The following is a 19,534-nucleotide window of genomic DNA, read 5'->3' on the forward strand; positions in this document are numbered from 1 at the left end:
CCCCTCCATTCTCAACCATGATTTCCAAGTTCTATTATACGTTAATTCTTGCGAACCGGGTTAACCGAACGTGCTAGCAGCGCAGAAATAACTAAAAAGATTAAGATAGCGATTAATGCCCGCTGCAGGCCATAGTGTTCACCCATCAGTCCGATAAATGGGGGACCGACAAGAAAAGAGATGTAGCCGATCATTGCAATGGCCCCTACCCGGGCCGCCGCGCCCTGCTCCTCATCTCCGGCAGCTGACATGCCGACGGGAAAGCCGAGGGCAGCTCCCAAGCCCCAGCAAACAACACCGACTGAAGCCACGATATAATGCTGACCCAAAATGACGAGCAGCACTCCAACAATTGCCATTATAATCGTCACGCGCAGAACTGCGACCCTGCCGAAGCGGTCAAGAAAATATCCCCCCAACAGCCGTCCAACCATCATCGCGCCTACAAATAAAGAGAAGATCAGCGATCCAGTCGCCGCACTTACCTGATAATCGTCTACCATCAAAATCGGAATCCAATCATTCGCCGTACCTTCAGTAAATGCCAGCCCCAGTACCACCAGCCCAATCATAATGATCCGTTTCTCCTTCCATACGCCGAGCCGTTCTTGAAGCGGGATCGAGCCTCCGCTTGACTGCCGCTGCTCTTCCTTTCCCGTCCCCTCAGGCAAATAGCGATAAAAATAGAGCATAACAGCTGCCAAAATAACGGCCACACTGCCAAGATGCAGCAAAATCGGCACCTCGTAGGCCGCGGCAGCAGAGCCGATCCCCGCTCCGGCCAGCGTGCCCGCGCTAAATCCGGCATGCAGCGCCGGCATCAGCGTTTTATTCGCAGCACGTTCAAGCGCAGCTCCCTCTACATTCAAGGCGACCTCCGCAAGACCATAGCCCAAGCCAAAGAACAGCAAGCTGAGAAACACCGCTGTACTGGAGGCAAAATAGGCGGATACGCCCACGGCTCCGAGTCCAAGCATAAACAATAGTCCGCAAATGACAATAATGAATCTGGCCCCTTTGCGGGCAACAGCACGGCTGGCAAATACGAGTCCGGCGAGCGAGCCTACTGCCAGCCCAAAAATAATCCAGCCCATCTCTGCTGTAGACACAGCCAATAGATCGCGCACCGTCGGCGTCCGGGTTACCCATGTGGAAAATGCCAGCCCAGGCAATGCAAAAATAATAAACAATGAGATCCGCCACAGCTTCATTGATACTTCCGGCTCCTGTTTCCTATCCATCATGCTGCTAAATCCTCTTTTCTACCAGCTGAAAATTGCAGGCCAAGCTTTCCAGCGTAACCGAGACCAGACCATGCAAATATTCATCATGTGTGTTTTTCTTTACTAGCAGCTCCGGCATATGCTCCTGCGGGATATACTGCAGACAACCTGCATAAATTTCTTCCATTAGCTCTTCGCTGGACAGCTCGCCAGTAAGCGCGATTGACACGGGGTTAATAAGCGCTGCAATGCTCGTTGTAATTTGAACGGCCAACGGCAAAAAACCGCTGGAAGTGGACGTCCGCTTCAGCTGTTCTTCACGTGTCAGCGCAAAAGGCAAATAAGAAACCTCCCCGGCAAAGTGAGTGTTGCCCCGCAAAATATTGCCATTGACAATAAAGCCCGCTCCGGGAAAGGTATCCTTAGCAAGTGTGACGACGGCAAACGTTTGCTCGGCATCGAAGTTTTGCAGCCTGTAAAAACCGTAAACGGTCAAATTCATGTCATTTTCGACCGTTACCTCCAGCCCGTATTTTCCCTTCAGCTCGGCGCCCAGCTCTCGTCCGGACAGCGCCGCAATATCGCAAACGCCAATCACGCCATTATTCACGACACCCGGAATGCCGATCCCGATCGCTTTAATATTCCCGTGCCGCTCAATCAACGCATCAAGCTGGTGTTCAATGCTGTCATATTCAATTCCCTCCAGCACACTAGTCTGTTCCTCGACCAGCTCGCCGAGCAAATTGGCGACCCCATAGGTCATGGAATGGACGCCACCCTCCGATTTTACATATAGGCAGGCGATATACGAGTAGTCGGCGTTCAGCTTGTATCTTCTGGCCGGACGCCCTCCGCTTGATTCTTCCAGCTCCAGCTCCAACGCTTCGCCGCTTTGCAGCAGCTCATTCAAAATATTGCCGCATGTCGCCACACTCAAGCCTGTAGCAGAGGCAATGGCCAGCTTTGTGCCGCATCCCATCGCTTTCAACGTTTTTTTCACCAGCTCGACATTGATTTGCTTGACCCGAATCGCATTATTAGAAATTTGCGACATTGGAACACCCTTTTCTAAGTACTTATTAAAATATTTATAATAAGTCATATTATAATTCTGCTTCAAGAAAATCGTCAATCACAATTTGCTGTTAATTAAAAAGAGCGGCTTCTCCAGCAGTTTATTGGCTGCTGGCGAGGCCGCTCTACTTTCCATATGATCAATGCTTCTTAAGCAACAAATAGGCAAAGTAAGGCACGCCGATCAGCGATACCATAATGCCGGCGGGAATACCGTCAGGATCGGCGAGATTGCGGCCGATCGTATCGGCAATCAGCAGCAGCCACCCGCCCAGCAAGACGGCTACGGGAATAAACAGCTGATTGCGCGGGCCGACAAGCGCCTTGGCAATATGCGGAGCCATGAGGCCGATGAAGGCGATGCCTCCGGTAACGGATACCGCGGCTGCGGCTGCAGCAACAGCCGCGAGAATAAGGAACAGTCTCTCCCGCTCCAGCCGCAGTCCGACGCCGATTGCCGTCTCCTCATTAAGACTGAGAATATTAAGGGCGCGTGACTTGAAAAGCGTAAATGGAAGCAGAAGCAGCAGCCAAGGAAGCAGCGCTCTGATGAACGGCCAATCCGTTCCCCAGATACTGCCGGCAAGCCATTTGGAAATAAACTCAACCTTGGCGCGTTCCGCCGAATAAATAAGCATAATCATAATGCCGGATAATGCCAGCGAAAAGCCTACCCCGATCAGCACCAGCCGGATCGGATTAAGCCCTCGCGTCCGGCTGAAAGCAAAAATATAGATGAGCGCAGAGGTAATCAGGGCGCCGGCAAAGGCCACGAGCGGCATAAGGTAGGCGAACGATCCGACGTCAATCGGGAAAAACAAGAAAAAAATCGCGATCGCTACGCCTGCTCCAGAATTAATGCCGATAATTCCCGGATCGGCCAGGTCGTTGCGGGTAACGCTTTGCAGAATCGAGCCGGATAGCGCCAGCGCCATTCCTGACAGCAGCGTAATCAGGACTCGCGGCAAACGGACAGAAAACAGAATAAAATCCTCATTGGGGGTGCCGTCGCCGAATAAAACAGGAAGCAGGCGGCCAAAGGACAAGGACGAATATCCCCAGCCCATACTCACAAAAGCCGTTATCATAATGAGCAGCAGAGAGCTGAGCACGATCAGCCTTTGTTTACGAATTTGTGCAGCTTTTATCATGAGAGCGCTTTGCCTCCTTTGCGTACGACAAGCAAGAAGAAAGGCAAGCCCAGCAAGGCGATAATTGCCGCCACCGGCGTTTCGTTCGGCGCATTGATCGTCCTCCCCAATGTGTCGGCCAGCAGCATGAAAGACGCTCCCGCAAACACGGAGAGAGGCATAATATAGCGGTAATCGGTGCCGGCAATCATCCGGACGATATGCGGAATCATCAGCCCGACAAACGCAATGTTCCCTACAAGCGCAACCGATGCGCCGGTTAGCAATACAACGAGCACAAACAGAACAGTTTTAATCAGCGCCAGCCTTTGTCCAAGCCCCTTCGCTACATCATCGCTCAAGCTGAGAATGGTCACCTGATTGGAGAGCACGACAGCCGCTACCCCGCCAACAATAATAACAGGAGCTATCGTCTGAAGCTGTCCCCATGTCGTGCCGATCAGCCCGCCAGCGGTCCACATCGACACATCCTTGGAAATTTTGAAAGCAATGCTGATTCCCTCAGAGACCGCATAAAGAAAGGCGGATACAGCCGAGCCGGCGAGTACGACACGAATCGGGGACAGCCGGCCCTTGCCTGCCGAGCTGAGAATGAATACGAGCGTCGCTCCCAGAGCTGCGCCGAAAAAGCAGGCGACCATAATTCCGAAATTATTCAGCCCGGGCAAAAATACGAAGACCAGCGCCACCGCCATATTGGCGCCGGAGGACAGACCGAGCAAGCCGGGGTCGGCCAGCGGATTGCGGGTCACGCCTTGCATAATTGCCCCGGATACGGCCAGCGCCGCCCCGGTGAGCATCGCTGCAAGCTCGCGGGGCATTCTGATTTCGCGCAGCGCCAAAATGGTGTTGCTTGAAGCGTCGGACGACAGCGCCAGCCACAGGTCTTGCAGCGTCGTATCAGCAGCGCCGAAAAGCATTGCCGCGATGAAGCAAAGGACCAGCACTGCTGCACCGGCAATTATTTTATACAGAAAAGGGATGACGCGTTGTTTTCTTTTCATAGGAATCTCATCTCTTTGCACGGTTCATAATTATTTGCCCAGGAAGCTCTGAATAAAGAAATCAAGCTGGTAATCCAGGCTGAGCGGATCGCGGAAATAAAATGTTTTCGCATCGGCTTCAAAGACGCGGTTATTTTGGACGGCAGGCAAATTTTTGTACAGCTCGGTATTCTGGAAGGAACTGTCCTCTTCCGCATTTTTGCTGAAAATAACATAATCGCCAAGGTAATCGTGCAAAACCTCTGTCGAGAGAGCCAAATAGCCGTCCTTGCTCGTCGCTTCCTTGACCTTCTCCGGCATTTTCAGCTTGAATTCATCATATAAAATTTCAGTGCCGCGTCCAAAATTATAGCCATAAACGTAAAGCTGCTTGTTAAACGTCTCGATGACCGAAACCGTGGCGTCTTCGCCGATTTTGGCCCGAATCTCATCACCGGCCTTTTGCGCCCGCGCTTTGAAATCGTCGACCCAAGCCCGTGCTTCCTGCTCTTTGTTCAGCAGCTTGCCGATTTCAATTTGCTGCGTCAAATAGTCGACCTTGTCATATGTATATACGACTGTCGGAGCGATTTGCTTGAGCTTATCCATATTTTTGACGCCGTCAAGCCCGATAATGAGGTCCGGCTCCAGCTCCATAATTTTTTCAAGGCTCTCATCCGATATCGCTTCGACATCTTTCAGCTGCTCTTGGAATCTGGGATTATCCTTGGACATCTCGTCTACGCCGACTACAGGAACACCGAGCGCCATAACATTGCCTGTCAAGAAGCGGGTAAGGACGATGACCCGCTGCGGATTCGCCGGAACCTCAATTGGCCCTTCCTCCGATTGGTAGGTCCTTGTGGCAGACTCCTTGTCCGAGGAATTGGACGGCGCCGGGTTATTGGAAGTCGATTCCGCAGGCTTGCCGCTTTCGCCACCTGCGTCTTTCTGCTCGCTGCTGCCGCAAGCGCTCAGCACAACAACTAAAATTAAAATGATCGGCAAAAAAAGCTTTCTCATCAATATGACTCCCCTTTAAGCAATCGTTGAATTCGTTAATATTGATAATCATTATCAATACCGACATAGACTATTATATTGATCCCCTCTCCGCTATACCATGCCTTTTTGTTCGAAAAGAGCTTTGTATTTTTAAACGCCCCCAGCGGGCTGCCCGCGCCTTCCGCGCAGCACAGGCATTCCTCCCGCTTTATACCGGATGATTGAACAAAGCCTCCGCCCGGTGAAGCTGCAAGCGGATAGAAACTGGATTGTAAGGCACCCATTCATCGATATCAAGCATATGTACACATTTGCGCCGGACGGCGGGCAGCGCGTTCCATTCGGCAGACTGGAATATTTTCTCGGCATGAGCAGTTGAGCCCCGCTCATCGGGATACATTACGACAAGCAGCCGGTCTCCGGCATAATCGGCAAGCTGCGACAGCGCAATCGGAACGGAATGAAATTGATCTCGCTGCTTCTCCATTTGCTGCTGAATAAGCGCCGGTGGCTTCAGGCCCAACGATTGATAAATGACATAGCCGATATTACGCCCGCCATAAACGAGCAGCTTTTCCGGCCGCAAAACGAAAATCGTTACACATTCTTCCGCAACCGCGCTGTGCTGCACCGCCAAACGGGCCGCCCGCTCCTCCTGCTCAAAAGCAGCCAGCCAGCGCTCGGCTTGCTCGCTTCGCCGGACGGCTTTGGCAATTAAGCGCAGCTGCTCCTTCCAGCCAATCTCCATCCACGGAATCTCTATCACCGGCGCCACCGCGCGCAGCTGCTCTGGGGTCAGCCCCATACCTTGCAGATGCTGCCTGGCCGCGATGATCAGCTCAATCTTGTTGGCAAGCAACACCGACTTCATCTGGTCAACAGTGCTCTCTGCATCTATGAAAATCATCGACTCCGGCTTCTTCAGTCCGGCAGTATGCACATAGGTGCTTTGGTCTGAGATCGTAACGGCAGGCTCCAGTCCGAGCAGCAGCAAATGACTGGCATAGGGGATTAGCACTACTGCGACACGCGGGATTGACCCGGGATTGTAGCCGGAGGGCGCGGCTCCGGTCAATTGTTTAAAACGGCGGCTGAGATAAAACTCATCGCGGTATCCCACTTTCAGGGCAATTTCCCTAAGCGTGCCGGAAGAGGTCATCAGCAGCTCGATTGCCCGATGCACGCGCAGGCGCGTCAAATAGTCGCTAGGCGAAAATCCGGTATGCTGCCTGAACAGAATGGAATAATGGGATCGGCTAATACCGGCATAGGCAGCCAACTGCTCACGCGATATTTTGTTGCTGAAATTGTTTTCCATATAAGCGATGCTGCGCTCCATGCTCGGCTGCTCATTGGCCCTGTATTTGGCCTCGTCCCGTTCCAGCAGGCTCAGAATGATTTCATGCAGAAGCAATTGATTCCGAACATGGCGGACTTCGTCAGCGGGGGAACGATGGACGTATAATTCCTCCACCTTGGCGACGATCGTCGGTTCGTATAGATGGCAGCGTACATGCCGGCGGGACGTCATTTCGCTTCGCTGCATAACTGCCTCCGAACGGTGTGGGAGCAGCTTCTCTTGCGTGCTGATTTTCAGCATATAGGCATGAAGCGATTCCTGGCGATCCATTATTAAAGAGGCCTGACAATGTGCAGGCAACAGGACGACGCTTCCTTCCTCAAGCTCGTAGGTTCTATTGTCCGCCTGCAGGCTTCCTTTTCCGCTGGCCATTGCAATGACAACCGTTAAAGGCTCATTGATCGTGTGCATTGGAAGATTCGAGGTTCCATACAATGAAACAACGCCGGATGAAGCATATAATGGAAAATAAGATTCTTCCCACTCCGAGTCAGCATAATTCACAATTAAAGCCTCCATTAATAGTGAGTGAACAGTTCATCATATTATACTATAGATAGGCGTAAAGCCGAAAATGGAAGCAGCTCTGTCCGCTATAAACGTGGTGGTGCTATAGACAGCGCCCATTCTAGACGAATAAGAAAAAAACGCCTAGCGGCGTCCTTTGCGCGGAACAAGTTTCTTCCCCTAAAATTCAATTAGCATTCATCGTCGGCAGCGGCGGTCAGTGGTTTGAGCCTCGAAGAAGGGGCAAGCTACAAAGCGGTTTCTTCTTACGGAAGCCACAGACCTTATTTCGCCCATAACCCTTCTTTTTGAAATCTAAACGGAAGTGAGCGCTCTTAATTCGACGTTTCCTTGCGAAATCGGGCTCATCTTCATCAATAAGCGCTCTCAGTTCCGTTACAATTTCAAAACGGTCGTTTTTTCGCAAATAGCGGCTGTGACTTCCGTTAGCATTCGTTCTTCATGAACAGAAGCGAACCGGAGCGGACCTGGATCCGTTGATACTGCTTACCTCACCAGCTATGGAACCAGTTTTACTTCCATCAGCCGATCCTGATCCAGAATAGGCGATCCGTTCTGGAATGCGGTTCCGTCTGAACGTGTGTCATCCACGGTCCACCATCCGACTGACTTGTAGGGATTGCTGATTTCAACATAATAGCTTCCCGGCTGTTGCAAGCCAACCTGAATGGTATTATTGCCGTCTATCACATTTACGATTTCTTTTGTAAAGAGCGCCTCTCCTGCCGGACCTGTCTTCTTTAACGTGACAGTATAGCGCGAATCTGTGTTTGTCCAGGTCGGCGTATTGAGGATCAGCGTATTAAACGCTTCGGACGATGCAAAGCTTTGACCGAGTGAATTGCCTGCCGTGAGCGGTTCCGGGATGCTCAGAACAGGATCCGGCGTAATGATTGGAGTCAGGTTCGTTATGGAATACGTATCCCCGGCAGCAACCACGGCATCGACCTGAAGTTCCGGAATCACGATATGATACTGGTCGCGATAGACTTTGAACCATCTTTTCCCTGCCGCCAATGCCCCATCTGTCGAGGCTTCAAAACCGTCCGCCGCCGCCGACTGCGAATTTCGAAGCCAACCGACGGTTCCTTGCTGGCGGCTCAATTCCAGCTTGTATTCTCCAGGCTGTTCCGTAGAAAAGTTCAGTACAACTTCAGATGACGTGCCGCTGCCAGCATTCCCGGACCGGCCACCCTGGCCTCCTTGACTGCCTTGGCCGCCTTGACCTCCTCGGCTGCCCTGGCCTCCTTGACCGCCTTGGCCGCCTTGACTGTTCCGGCCGCTCTGAACACCCTGCGCATTTTGGTATATCTGCTGCGTGCGCTTGGTCCACTTCCCGTTCAGCTTCTTATATAGCGTTAGCGTAAATTCTCCGCTTCCCCCTGCAGGTGTATCAATCATAATCCCGACACGGTTGAACGGAACCCCGCTGATAAACGATTGACCCAATATCTGATTATTTGAATCGGACGTGTCGAATTGGGTCTGTTGCAATACGGTTGATTGCGCGCTGTGGATGACGCGAAAGCCGAAGCTGCCGTTAACGGGCTGGTTGTTCAAAAAAGCAGCACCGTCTGTCGCCCCGTTCTGTTGGACAAACCAGGAGAACGCCCCTGATCCTGATGTGGCCGATATGCGGATGCGGTAGGTCGCTCCCTGCTCCTGCTCCGGTACGGCCATGTATACCCATTCCTCGCGGTTAACGTAAGCAACGGATCGAGATGAAATCTGCTGCCACACACCGCCGGCCAACTTCTCCAGCCCAACTGCAACTGTAGCCTCTCCCGTTGCATGCGGTTTCAGATAGACTCCGATTTCGTTAAATGGCGCAGCTGCCGTAAAACCCTGGGTAGCGGTGCTGTTCGCATTCACCGCGATAGCCGCATTGTAGGCTTCGTTTTCAATAACCTGCTCGCCACGGCTGACTTTTACCGTCATCGGATGTCCGGCGTAATTCATCTGTGCCGCTTCCGCATAGAGCAAGGCTGTCGGCAGATCTGGTGTCAGATGAAAACCTGCAAGATCCGCCTTAGCCCCGATAAAACCGTAAACATAGGGCAGCATGGCGATGCCCGTCTCGGGGAACGGATCATTTGAGCCTATCTCCACCAGACTCTCGCCAAAATCGTTATAGAATCTGCCGGAAGCAGGATTGAACGTCAAAAATTTCGAATCGGAAGCCACTCTGCTCAACATCGCATCATACCGGGCAAAGGCATTGTCTGCACCTAAATATTGCAGACGGGCCATAATGTCATAATACGAGGTCCACATCGCTGCACCCCCGTTCGGCAGCCCTTCCCCATAAGGTCTCGGGCCGGTTGGCGGATCGGACCACGGATCACTGTATGCATTGGGAATGTTCACTGTGTTCGTGCGCGGAGCCACAACCAGCTGATACACATCCGTGCTGCCGGGATGTGCCCCGCCGACGGTTGGCTCAGCATTCCCTCCGTCGATCCACTCATAAATCTGCTGCGCTTTATTCTCATCGCCCAGACCGCGCGCCAAAGCTTCCATATTAATAAAAGTAAAGCCAAAATCATGGGCAGTCCCATTGACATCCTTCCAGCCGCTATACCTGTTCGTGCTGTTATTCCAGAAAGCACTGTTATAGCGGGCCGGGAAAGCAGCGGCGAGCGTTTCATACTGCTGGGCTTTCACGGTCTTTCCTTGCGCCAGCTCCAGTTCGGCCATACTCTTCAAAGCAGTATAAAAGGCTTCATTGGTCCAAGCGTCTTGGTACCCGTACCTGGCCTGATCCCAATAATTGCTCGGATCGCCATTCGTTGTGCCGTTGTTGGCCGTATTTGGTATCGTCAGCACGCCGCTGCCGCCTTGTTCATGATTCAGCAAATAACTGTCCATGACAAGTTCTGCTTTAGGCAGCATTTTATTCAGGTAGTCATCATCTTTCGTCCACATGTAAATATTGTAGACTGCATTGATGAAGCGCGGATTCTGATCATAGTGGTAGGAACCGTCAGGCCAAGCCTCCGATATCCCCCATGACCAGATATACCCGTCCGGCTGCGATCCGGTCGCGTTATAACCGTTTATTTTTACAGCCCGGTTCAAGGATTGCTTGACATGAGTGCGATAATCCTTGGATCCGGTCCAGGCAAATTTCAAAGCATCCCATTCGGTCCAAGCCGTATTGTCGCCATACCGGTTCCCTTTAATATCCGGATCCGGATGCTCCGCCACTCCGTAAATCGACCAGAACAGATTAGAATTGTCCGTAACGGCAGGGGATGAAGTTTTTACAAAACCATTTGCGTTGTTGTCTGTTTCTTGTCCAGATGCGGCAGCGTCTTCCGATGCCTGAACAGGCATACCGGATAGAAGCAAGGTCATTACTGTTGCAGTTGTCATGATGCGAAATGCTTTCTTCATGAATACACCCACGCTCCTTTTCAAAATCAACTTATCCTTTGACTGCTCCCAAATACATGCCTTTCGTAAAATATTTTTGCAAAAATGGATATACACAAAGGATCGGCACGGTTCCGAACACGACTAACGCCATTTTCAATGTTTCTGTCGAAACCCGATTTTGCATATTCACCAGTGCTGTGGTTTGAGCCACATTGCCCATGCTCGTCAGCGCTGAGCTGGAGAACATGTTGGAAATGAGCAGCTGCAGCGGATACCATTTGGGATTATGCAAATAGATCATCGCATCAAACCAGGCATTCCATTGTCCAACCGCTGTAAATAATCCAATTGCCGCCATCGCGGGCAGCGCCATCGGAATCATAATGTTGGTCATCAGCCGGATCTCGCCGGCTCCGTCCATCTTGGCCGACTCTTCCATTTCCGCAGGCAAATTTTCAAAAAATTGCTTTAACACCAGCACGCTCCAGCTGTCCACAAGTCCGGGAATAACAAGCGCCCAAATACTGTCGAGCAGGTGCAATTCCTGAACCACCAAATAAGTCGGAATCAGGCCGCCGTTGAACAAAATGGTGATCAATACCGCCAGCAGAACCGGTTTGCGACCCGGCATGCTCTTGCGGGAGACGATGTAAGCCAGCATAGTTGTGGTGGCCAGCGTCAACACCGTTCCCAGAGCTGTACGGGTCGCGCTTACAAGAAGCGCGTCGGTAAACAGCGAGCCGTTAAACAAACGCTTGTAAGCAAGCAGCGTCGGTTCGGAAGGGAATAATATAAAGCCGCCTTTGGCAAGATACTCTTTCTCCGTTACGAGTGAAGTGGCGAGCACATACAGTAAAGGAACAAGGGATGAGACTACCAATGCCAGAATAATCGTAATTGAAAGCCATTTATAAGTTTTTTCCGCCATAATGCATACTTCTCCTTACCAGATGCCGGTACCCGTCGTTTTTTTGGAAATGCGGTTAAAAACGAGGATAAGGACAATCCCGATGAAAGATTGAAAGAGTGACACGGTGCTGGCCAGACTGTATTGCAGTTGCGCCAAGCCCTGCCGGTATACAAAAGTATCAATAATGTCGCCGACACGGTAAGTTGCAGGGCTATAGAACAGCAGGATTTGTTCACCGCCGGCATTCAATATGCCGCCCAGCGACAGCGTGAATAAAAAGATGATAACCGGGCGGATGCCCGGAAGGGTCACATGCCAAATCCGGCGAAACGGGCCGGCACCGTCGATCTTCGCGGCATCGAAAAGCGATGTGTCGATCATCGTCAGCCCTGCCAAGTAAATAATCGTTCCCCATCCGATTTCCTTCCACACAGCGGAACCGACGACAAGCGGCCGGAACCAGTGCTCCGAGAGCAGAAAATTTTGGGCCTCCCCGCCGAATTGCATCATGATTTGATTGATAAAGCCTGCATTGGAAAACATGGCGAACACTACGCCGTAAATCACAACCCACGAAAAAAAATGAGGAATATAAAGAATCGTCTGGCTGAACCGTCTTAATTTGTTGGAGTGCAGATCGAACAGCATGATGGCCAGAATGATAGGCGGAAGGAATCCGACTATCATTCTCAGCAAGCTGATCTCAAGCGTATTGAAAAGGACGCGATAAAATTCGTCGCTTGAAAAAATTTTGTTAAAATTGTCTACACCGACCCATTTGCTGCCCCACACGCCGCCCATTAGCGTATACTGCTTGAATGACAGTATAATTTGCAGCACCATTGGATAGTAACGCAGGATGCAATAGTAAGCCAGAATCGGAATCAGGAGCAAATACAACAGCCAGAAAGGCCTCATCCTTGCCGCCAGCGAGCGTTTATTGCCACCCGCTGCCGGCCGTGAGGCAACTGCTTCTTGATACATGGTTTTCATATAAGCTGTCCTCGCTATTTCAGTTGTCCGGCAGCGGTGAACTGCTCTTTTGCCTGATCCAGAAGCTGCTGGCCTCCGGAAGCAAGCCAATTTTTCACAAACCCTTCATAATCCGTGCTCTCGCCTAAAACATATTTAATATCAAACTCCTGCTGAAGCTTGCCGACATCACTGATCAGCTGAGGATCAAGCGTTAGAAAGGCTTCGTAGTTCTTATAGGTTTCCGCCGCAGTTGCCTTCTGGTCTAACTCAATCATTGTCTTCTCCACCGGCCCCGGCTCCTTGGAAGGCGTTTGCAGTACCTGATCGCGGTTGGTGGCAATCCAAGTGCCATAGTCCCACGCTCCGGTAACCTTCTTTCTGTAGTCGGAATCGCTTTGTGAGAAGAACTTCGAACCGCCCTCCAAATCGATTACTTTCTGATCGGCAATGCCTACGCCCCAGCGCAGCGCCCAGAAGCCTTCATTCGGATAGGAAACGGCGTCAACCAGCTCCAGTATCCGCTCGAGCTTCTCAGGATCCTGAGCTGCCTTGGCAGAGATGCTGATCATCCCGCCAATCGGTGCCCCCGGGAATACTTTTCCCCCTTCATCAGAGCCCTTAGGCATGTCCATGTACTCCCAGATATCTGCCGCTTTTCCGTTAGAGCCATTGTTCTGATCGTATTCGGCTGCAAGAACACCCGGATACCACTCTACGCCCAGCTTATCCGTAAATGTTTTCGTTCCTTTTTGCGCCCAGCTCTGCGTATACCAGTCCGGATCGATCAATTTCTCGTCCGATATTTTCTTGATAAAATCAAGGAATTTTTTGTGAGTGCCGTTCACGATGGAATGGTCAACCTGATTGTCCTTGATTTGAAACCCTATTGGACCATACATCGCCTCCAGACTGGCAAGCGTACCTATACTTTTGCCTTCCCCGTTGGAACTGATGCCCCAAGTATCGTTCTTGCCGTTGTTGTCCGGGTCGTTAAACGTAAATTGACGCATAACCTCTATCAATTCCTCATCGGTACGCGGAATGTCCAGCTTCAGGTTCTCCAGCCAATCCTTGCGGATTTTCAGCGACCAGTTCCCCAGATCGGGCGGTTTCGGAAGTGCAATCATTTTGCCGTCGATCGTAACAAAGCCCTTTGCCGCATCATCGAGCACATTGGAAATTGTTGGTACCTTATCCAATACAGGCTTCCAGTCCTCCAGCAAGACGCCCTGATTATACAGCTTCATCATCACGTTGCGGTCATGGGTATAAATGATATCCGGCGGATCTTGCGAAGCGAAACGGGTCAACACTTTAGTTTCAAAATCGGCCTGGGTCACATTGCTCAGCTTGAAATCAACGTTGAACTTTTCATCAATCCATTTTTTGAATGGATCATGTTCATCTGTCGGCGTGTTATCCCATCCGCCTTCAAGCAATTCAATTGTGATTTTCTTTTTGCTCTCGCCTTCCCCTTGCCCGGCGTTCGCCGGAGTCTTAGCTTCATTCGAGGAGCATCCGGCGATTGCCATCCCGCTAAGAAGCAGTGCCAGCGCCGCACTTACAACCTTGATGTTTTTCATTATGTTTAGTCCCCTCTGTTTATTTTGTCTTCACAGTTAATTATAGGCATACGAATCAAGAGGAAAAATAAGGGGATCGGACAAAAAAGGAACCTATATTGACTCTTTGCCCTTTTCTGTTGCAAATCCGGCCTGTTTGCGCTATATACAAAGTACACTATAGCTATTATTCGAACGAAATGAGATGAGCCTTGCTTTGAAAACCAGATTTGTACGCTACAATCACTGGCCGATTTTTATGAAGATGACGTTTGGTTTCTCCATTATGGTATCGATAGTTATCTTGATCAGCGGCTTGATCTCTTTCCATGTGTATCGGCAAAGTATGGAGGATCAAATCCGGGATTTCGTTCCGCAAGTGCTGCTTCAAGCGAACCGTCAGGTTGAAAACTATGTAAGCGATTTAGTCAATCTTTCCCAGTGGGTGCTGACACCTTCTTACTACAGCAGTATTTATAAAGCGGTTTCAGAAATTAACCGTTCCGACAGCCAGCCTGCCTTGCAGAACACGATGGCGATTCAGCAATTTATGGAGTCGCTAAAGATGCGGACATCCGATAGCTTGCGTACATTCAGTCTATATACAATGAACGGTCTTGCCTATGAATTTGACCAAATCGGCGGTTCATGGACAGCATCCTCCTTGGCCGAACGCGACTGGTACAGCAAGCTGGATCTGATCAATTTTTCTCCCCTTGTACTAGGGACAATTCAGAATCCGATTATTCGGGCGCCGGAGACAGCCCGCAACTCCCTAGTGTTCTCCATCGTCCAGCCGATTCGGCGAACCGCGACGAAGGACTTGATCGGCGCATTGCAGGTTTCCGGCGGGCTGGATACATTAAAAGGCATTATGGCCGGCATCGATTTCGGCCCAGGCTCTAATCTCTATATTATCGATAATCAGGATATGATCGTCTACTCCTCTGCCGCCAATATGATCGGCAAACCGTGGAAAGACAACGATTACGGCATTCCTTCGCATCAATTGCAGCGCATGGCCGATTCACAAATGATTGAAATCGAGGGCCGGCAGTTTCTTACCAGCTATAATTGGTCGGCCGGAACAGGCTGGACTGTGCTTGCCATTATTCCGATGGAAAATTTCAGCAAAGGCATTTCGAAAATAAGCGGATGGACCGCCCTCCTTATTATACTCGGCGTCGTTGTCGCCGCGCTGCTGTCGATTGCGCTTTCTTATGGTTTCACTAGCCGCCTCCGCAACCTGAACCGGCAGGTCCGCTCCTTGCAAATGGATGAGCTGCGGCTCGATATCGATAAGGTCAATTTTGATGAAATCGGCTACTTGTCCCACTCCTTCCGCCAGCTGGTAGGACGCGTGCGCAATCTTGTCGAGGAGGTTCTGACAGCCAAATTGCTTAAGCAGGAAGCTGAAATCAAAGCATTGCAAAGCCAGATCAATCCTCATTTTCTGTACAATGTACTGGAATCCATCCGTATGACCGTCAAGCAAGGCGAGCTGGAGCAGGTGGAAGCGTCACTTGTATCGCTTGGCTACGTATTCCGCAATCAGGTCATTCAAGCTGCCGATTCGGTATTGCTGAGGGAAGAGCTGGAATTTCTTGAGCAATATTTGCGAATTCAGAAGCTAAGATTCGGGGACAAGCTGGAGGTCGAGATTGATATTCAGCCCGGGACAGGAGATGTGATCATTCCGCGCATGATATTGCAGCCTCTGGTCGAAAACGCACTGGCGCATGGACGGTCGCCCTATGACTTTACCGTGCAATTAACGATCAGAGTGAATACAACTGACGGTAAGCTGGTCATGGCCATTATCGACGAAGGCGCCGGAATGTCAGAAGATCGGCTTGCCGAGGTGCTGGAAGGGCTAAAAGTCGGCTTCGTTTCCGATCAGCGGATCGGGCTGGCGAATGTGTATCAGCGGATTAAACAAATTTATAAGGATGAGGGAAATATGAGCATCGACAGCTGGGAAGGGGCAGGCACTGTCGTAGCATTGCATATACCGCTGCCGGATCATCCGTCAGACGGAATGGAGGGAGCCGATTCGGCATGAAGATTCTTATTGTAGATGATGAACCGCAAATTTGCCGCGGATTAAAACTGATGCTCGAACAATGCCGGATTCCCGGCACGGAGCTGGACGTTGTCGGCACAGCCGATCATGGGTCGGCCGCCATCGACTTCCTGAACAAATTCCCGGTCGATTTGGTCATTACCGATATCCGGATGCCAGGGATGGATGGCCATCAGCTGCTCGAGTGGGTCCGGTACCGCTATCCGGATATTCATACCATTGTGCTGAGCGGGTATGCCGATTTTGTCTACGCCCAAAATGCCATTCGTAGCGGAGCTTGCGACTACTGGCTCAAGCCCGTTCGCGAAGCGGATATTATGACCACCATCAAGCGAATTGTCGAGGAGGAACGACCGCTGAGCAAAGAGATTTATTTGTCCTGGAGCGATCTGAATAAAAAGGGCGACTACCGTGCGATCGTCGTAGCCGATATTGACGACCCCGCATCCAGCCGCGCCCGCCAGTTCGGCGATGAGCAGACCCTTTCCTGGATGCTGCGCAAAACATCTGTAGAAACGCTGCGGGAAACCGGCGGCTATCTGATCAGTGAAGCCAATAAAATGCGATCCACCAACATGGTTTACGGCTTCGCCGGGAGCACTCCGGGGACAGCCAGCAGGGAGGCGCAGGCGTTCATCAGCATGCTGAACCAATTCTGGGTCGATCATGTGCGTATTCCAATCAGCTTCGGCCAGTCGGGGTATGAGCAAGAGTCAGCTCCGGACAATGCGCTATACAACAATGCGCAGGCTGCCCTGTTGACCAGACTGCTGCGCAGCAGCGGCAGCGGTAGCGGCAAAACAGACAGCGCCGTTATCAGCGGGGCGGCCGACGGCAGCGGTACTGGCGGCGATACAGCGGCTGTGAGGGCCAGTGGCGATATACTGGCGCAAATGTCGGCAGCGCTCGATACTGCCGATCTTTCCCGCTTCTCGGAGCTGGTACGGGACTATATTTATGAGAGCATCGCCAAGGGGAGCGCAGCCGCCCTCATCGCCTCAATCGAACGGCTGCTCATGATCGTCCACCACAAAATACAGGATAGCAACCAGGCGGACGGGGCGCCTGCCACAAGAGCAATGGCCGATTTTCTGTCCAGGCTTTGCTGGTCGCAGACGGCCGAGCAATTAATCCATGCCCTGCTCGAATGGGCCGGAGACATTTATCAATCATTCAACCCTGAAGAGCATGAGGGACCGATCTTGATCCGGGCAAAAAAATATATCCGGGAGCATCTGGCTGAAAACCTGACTCTTGAGGATATTGCCAATATTACCTTTGTAAGCAGATCCTATCTGAGCCGCCTGTTTCGGAAGCGAACCGGAAAAACGTTCGTCGAATATTTGACTGAGCTGCGAGTGGAGGAAGCAAAAGCACTGCTCGCTGAGCCCGGCGTTAAAATCTACGAGGTGGCCGAGCGGCTCGGTTACAAGGACTGGAAGCATTTCAGCCGCATCTTCAAGGAAAAGACGGGATACGGCCCCGCTGAATACCGGACTAATCTGTAGGTACAGCGAGGCTCAGCTCCAGCATAAACCGGTAATGGCCTGCGCGATGCTCCAGCCACAGCCGCCCGCCGTGCAGTTCGGCAATATTGCGGGCAATGGACAGCCCCAGCCCGGAGCCGCCGGGCATATTCCGATCGTACCTGGACACTTCACCCTTGTAGAAGCGCTCGAACAGCTGAGTCTCCGTCTCCTTGGAAATCGGCTGACCTTCATTCTCTACCGACAGGACTGCATGATGCTCATGAATGCTCAGCTTCACCTGCACCGTGCCCGGATTTATGGAAAATTTCAACGCATTCATCAGCAAATTGTCAATGGCTCTTACGATCATCTCGATATCAATATCGACCATAACCGGAGCACCGGACAAGCTTTTCTGCTCCGCAATATTATGGGCAATGGAGAGCCCCCGTTCTTTGGCTACCGGTTCAAACTCTGTAATGATCTGTTCCAGCAGGTTGAGCAGATCGACTTGCATCCGCATTAAGCGGACATCCCCATTCGCCAAACGGGTGTATTCAAATAAATCGTCGATCCGCTTTTTCAATTGCTCTGTTTTTTGAAAAGCATTGTCAATATAGCGCTCTTTCTCCTGTTCGCTCTCGAAGCTATGCATTTTCAACAAATTTAGATAACCGATAATGCTCGTCAGCGGCGTCCGCAAATCATGGGAAATGGATGTAATGAGCTCCATCTTCGACTTCTCCAGCAATCGTTCCCGTTGCAGCTGGCTCTGCAGCCGCTCGGCCATATGGTTAATATTTTCAGCTACGTCTCCGAGCTCATCCTTTCGCTGCTGCGGAATCCGATGATCGAGATTGCCTTCGGCAATAAGCTGCAGCCCGCCGATAATCGTCTTCAAATAGCGGACAATTTGCCGGGTAAGGATGAGAAAAAAGAAGACAAAAGCCGCGATAAAAAAACCGAATGAGACGATTTTTTCCGTAATTTCGCCCATGACCGGCATAAGCGTCATTACATAGTTGTCAAATACACTGCTCGTCACTGTGGCAAGGAACAGGCTCGGAACAATCGCCCACAGCACTTTGCCGCGGATGCTTTTTCTGGCATTGAGGAAACTCCAGAGCTTATCGATCAATCTTATACCCCACTCCCCACACCGTTTTAATATATTGCGGCTCTCTCGGGTTCACTTCGATTTTCTCGCGAATATTGCGAATATGAACCATCACGGTGTTGTCGGAATAAAATTCGCTCTGTTCCTTCCATGCCTTCTGATAAATGGTATCTATATTAAACACTTGTCCGCGATGTGTCGCCAGCAGCAGCAATATTGAAAATTCGATCGGAGTCAGTGCCACCTCTTTGCCGCGGACGGCAACCCGGTGCTCATTTTTATAGAGGATCAGATCATCGTCAATCACAATTTCCGCACTATCGTCGGCTGTATTTACAGACGTAAAGTTTTGTCTTCTTAGCTGTGCTTTAACCCGGGCAATCAGCTCGAGCGGATTGAACGGCTTGGTCACATAATCGTCCGCTCCCGTTGAAAGCCCGGTTATTTTATCGATATCTTCACTTTTTGCGGAAAGCATAATAATCGGAATATTCGATTGTTCGCGGATTTTGAAGCAAGCCCGGATGCCATCAAGAACCGGCATCATAATATCGAGAATGATCAAATCGATTTTCTCGTTCTGCAGATACTCGAGCGCCTGCCGGCCATCTTCGGCTTCCAGCACGCTATAACCTTCATTTCGCAAATAAATGTGCAAAATATCGCGGATTTCCCGGTCGTCGTCAGCTACTAAAACAGTCGTTTTCATGCGG

General features: G+C 51.0%; 14 protein-coding genes. 2 read left to right on the forward strand and 12 right to left on the reverse strand.

Annotated features, from left to right (window positions below; genetic code table 11):
• Positions 1-41: 41 nt before the first annotated feature.
• The 10 genes from ACFQ0N_RS22325 to ACFQ0N_RS22370 form a co-directional block, all read right to left on the reverse strand.
• Positions 42-1,244, reverse strand: coding sequence for an MFS transporter (locus tag ACFQ0N_RS22325; RefSeq protein WP_379330360.1), 1,203 nt, complete (start codon positions 1,242-1,244; stop codon positions 42-44).
• A 4-nt stretch (positions 1,245-1,248) separates the two neighbouring features.
• Positions 1,249-2,157 carry an ROK family protein gene (locus ACFQ0N_RS22330; RefSeq protein ID WP_379330615.1) on the reverse strand — a complete coding sequence of 303 codons (909 nt, stop codon included), beginning with the start codon at positions 2,155-2,157 and terminating at the stop codon, positions 1,249-1,251.
• Positions 2,158-2,440: 283 nt separating this feature from the next.
• Positions 2,441-3,451, reverse strand: a complete 1,011-nt coding sequence (locus ACFQ0N_RS22335) for a FecCD family ABC transporter permease (RefSeq protein ID WP_379330362.1) — start codon at positions 3,449-3,451, stop codon at positions 2,441-2,443.
• Positions 3,448-4,455, reverse strand: coding sequence for a FecCD family ABC transporter permease (locus ACFQ0N_RS22340; RefSeq protein WP_379330364.1), 1,008 nt, complete (start codon positions 4,453-4,455; stop codon positions 3,448-3,450). The genes ACFQ0N_RS22335 and ACFQ0N_RS22340 overlap by 4 nt, the downstream gene beginning before the upstream one ends.
• Before the next feature lie 30 nt (positions 4,456-4,485).
• Positions 4,486-5,457 carry an iron-hydroxamate ABC transporter substrate-binding protein gene (locus tag ACFQ0N_RS22345; RefSeq protein WP_379330366.1) on the reverse strand — a complete coding sequence of 324 codons (972 nt, stop codon included), beginning with the start codon at positions 5,455-5,457 and terminating at the stop codon, positions 4,486-4,488.
• Between the two features lie 190 nt (positions 5,458-5,647).
• A complete protein-coding gene (locus tag ACFQ0N_RS22350; RefSeq protein ID WP_379330368.1) occupies positions 5,648-7,303 on the reverse strand; it encodes a helix-turn-helix domain-containing protein in 1,656 nt (551 codons plus the stop codon).
• A gap of 522 nt (positions 7,304-7,825) precedes the next feature.
• Entirely contained in the window at positions 7,826-10,723 is a 2,898-nt protein-coding gene (locus ACFQ0N_RS22355) for a glucosidase family protein (protein ID WP_379330370.1), read from the reverse strand.
• 31 nt (positions 10,724-10,754) lie between these two features.
• The gene (locus ACFQ0N_RS22360; RefSeq protein ID WP_379330372.1) at positions 10,755-11,633 is read right to left on the reverse strand and encodes a carbohydrate ABC transporter permease; all 879 of its coding nucleotides are present in this window, start codon (positions 11,631-11,633) and stop codon (positions 10,755-10,757) included.
• A 15-nt stretch (positions 11,634-11,648) separates the two neighbouring features.
• Positions 11,649-12,608 carry an ABC transporter permease gene (locus ACFQ0N_RS22365; RefSeq protein ID WP_379330374.1) on the reverse strand — a complete coding sequence of 320 codons (960 nt, stop codon included), beginning with the start codon at positions 12,606-12,608 and terminating at the stop codon, positions 11,649-11,651.
• Between the two features lie 14 nt (positions 12,609-12,622).
• A complete protein-coding gene (locus ACFQ0N_RS22370; RefSeq protein ID WP_379330376.1) occupies positions 12,623-14,173 on the reverse strand; it encodes a type 2 periplasmic-binding domain-containing protein in 1,551 nt (516 codons plus the stop codon).
• A gap of 196 nt (positions 14,174-14,369) precedes the next feature.
• On the opposite strand from ACFQ0N_RS22370, the gene ACFQ0N_RS22375 reads away from it, so the two are divergent.
• Together ACFQ0N_RS22375 and ACFQ0N_RS22380 are read left to right on the forward strand one after the other, a co-directional pair.
• Entirely contained in the window at positions 14,370-16,214 is a 1,845-nt protein-coding gene (locus ACFQ0N_RS22375; protein WP_379330378.1) for a cache domain-containing sensor histidine kinase, read from the forward strand.
• A complete protein-coding gene (locus tag ACFQ0N_RS22380; RefSeq protein WP_379330380.1) occupies positions 16,211-17,743 on the forward strand; it encodes a response regulator in 1,533 nt (510 codons plus the stop codon). Before ACFQ0N_RS22375 ends, ACFQ0N_RS22380 begins: the two co-directional genes overlap by 4 nt.
• Here ACFQ0N_RS22380 and ACFQ0N_RS22385 read toward each other — a convergent pair.
• Both ACFQ0N_RS22385 and ACFQ0N_RS22390 read right to left on the reverse strand, forming a co-directional pair.
• Complete coding sequence (locus ACFQ0N_RS22385; protein WP_379330382.1) at positions 17,733-18,842, reverse strand: HAMP domain-containing sensor histidine kinase; 1,110 nt, start codon at positions 18,840-18,842, stop codon at positions 17,733-17,735. The genes ACFQ0N_RS22380 and ACFQ0N_RS22385 overlap by 11 nt on opposite strands.
• Entirely contained in the window at positions 18,832-19,530 is a 699-nt protein-coding gene (locus ACFQ0N_RS22390; RefSeq protein ID WP_379330384.1) for a response regulator transcription factor, read from the reverse strand. The genes ACFQ0N_RS22385 and ACFQ0N_RS22390 overlap by 11 nt, the downstream gene beginning before the upstream one ends.
• Positions 19,531-19,534: the final 4 nt, after the last annotated feature.

Source organism: Paenibacillus sp. GCM10027626, from assembly GCF_042676285.1.
Taxonomy (GTDB): Bacteria; Bacillota; Bacilli; order Paenibacillales; family Paenibacillaceae; genus Paenibacillus_Z.

Excerpts from the sequence above, each read along its gene's own strand:
- ACFQ0N_RS22325 (WP_379330360.1), bottom strand. The coding sequence starts at position 1,244 with ATGATGGATAGGAAACAGGAGCCGGAAGTATCAATGAAGCTGTGGCGG.
- ACFQ0N_RS22380 (WP_379330380.1), top strand. The coding sequence starts at position 16,211 with ATGAAGATTCTTATTGTAGATGATGAACCGCAAATTTGCCGCGGATTA.
- ACFQ0N_RS22370 (WP_379330376.1), bottom strand. The coding sequence starts at position 14,173 with ATGAAAAACATCAAGGTTGTAAGTGCGGCGCTGGCACTGCTTCTTAGC.
- ACFQ0N_RS22340 (WP_379330364.1), bottom strand. The coding sequence starts at position 4,455 with ATGAAAAGAAAACAACGCGTCATCCCTTTTCTGTATAAAATAATTGCC.
- ACFQ0N_RS22390 (WP_379330384.1), bottom strand. The coding sequence starts at position 19,530 with ATGAAAACGACTGTTTTAGTAGCTGACGACGACCGGGAAATCCGCGAT.
- ACFQ0N_RS22360 (WP_379330372.1), bottom strand. The coding sequence starts at position 11,633 with ATGGCGGAAAAAACTTATAAATGGCTTTCAATTACGATTATTCTGGCA.
- ACFQ0N_RS22355 (WP_379330370.1), bottom strand. The coding sequence starts at position 10,723 with ATGAAGAAAGCATTTCGCATCATGACAACTGCAACAGTAATGACCTTG.
- ACFQ0N_RS22365 (WP_379330374.1), bottom strand. The coding sequence starts at position 12,608 with ATGAAAACCATGTATCAAGAAGCAGTTGCCTCACGGCCGGCAGCGGGT.
- ACFQ0N_RS22335 (WP_379330362.1), bottom strand. The coding sequence starts at position 3,451 with ATGATAAAAGCTGCACAAATTCGTAAACAAAGGCTGATCGTGCTCAGC.
- ACFQ0N_RS22345 (WP_379330366.1), bottom strand. The coding sequence starts at position 5,457 with ATGAGAAAGCTTTTTTTGCCGATCATTTTAATTTTAGTTGTTGTGCTG.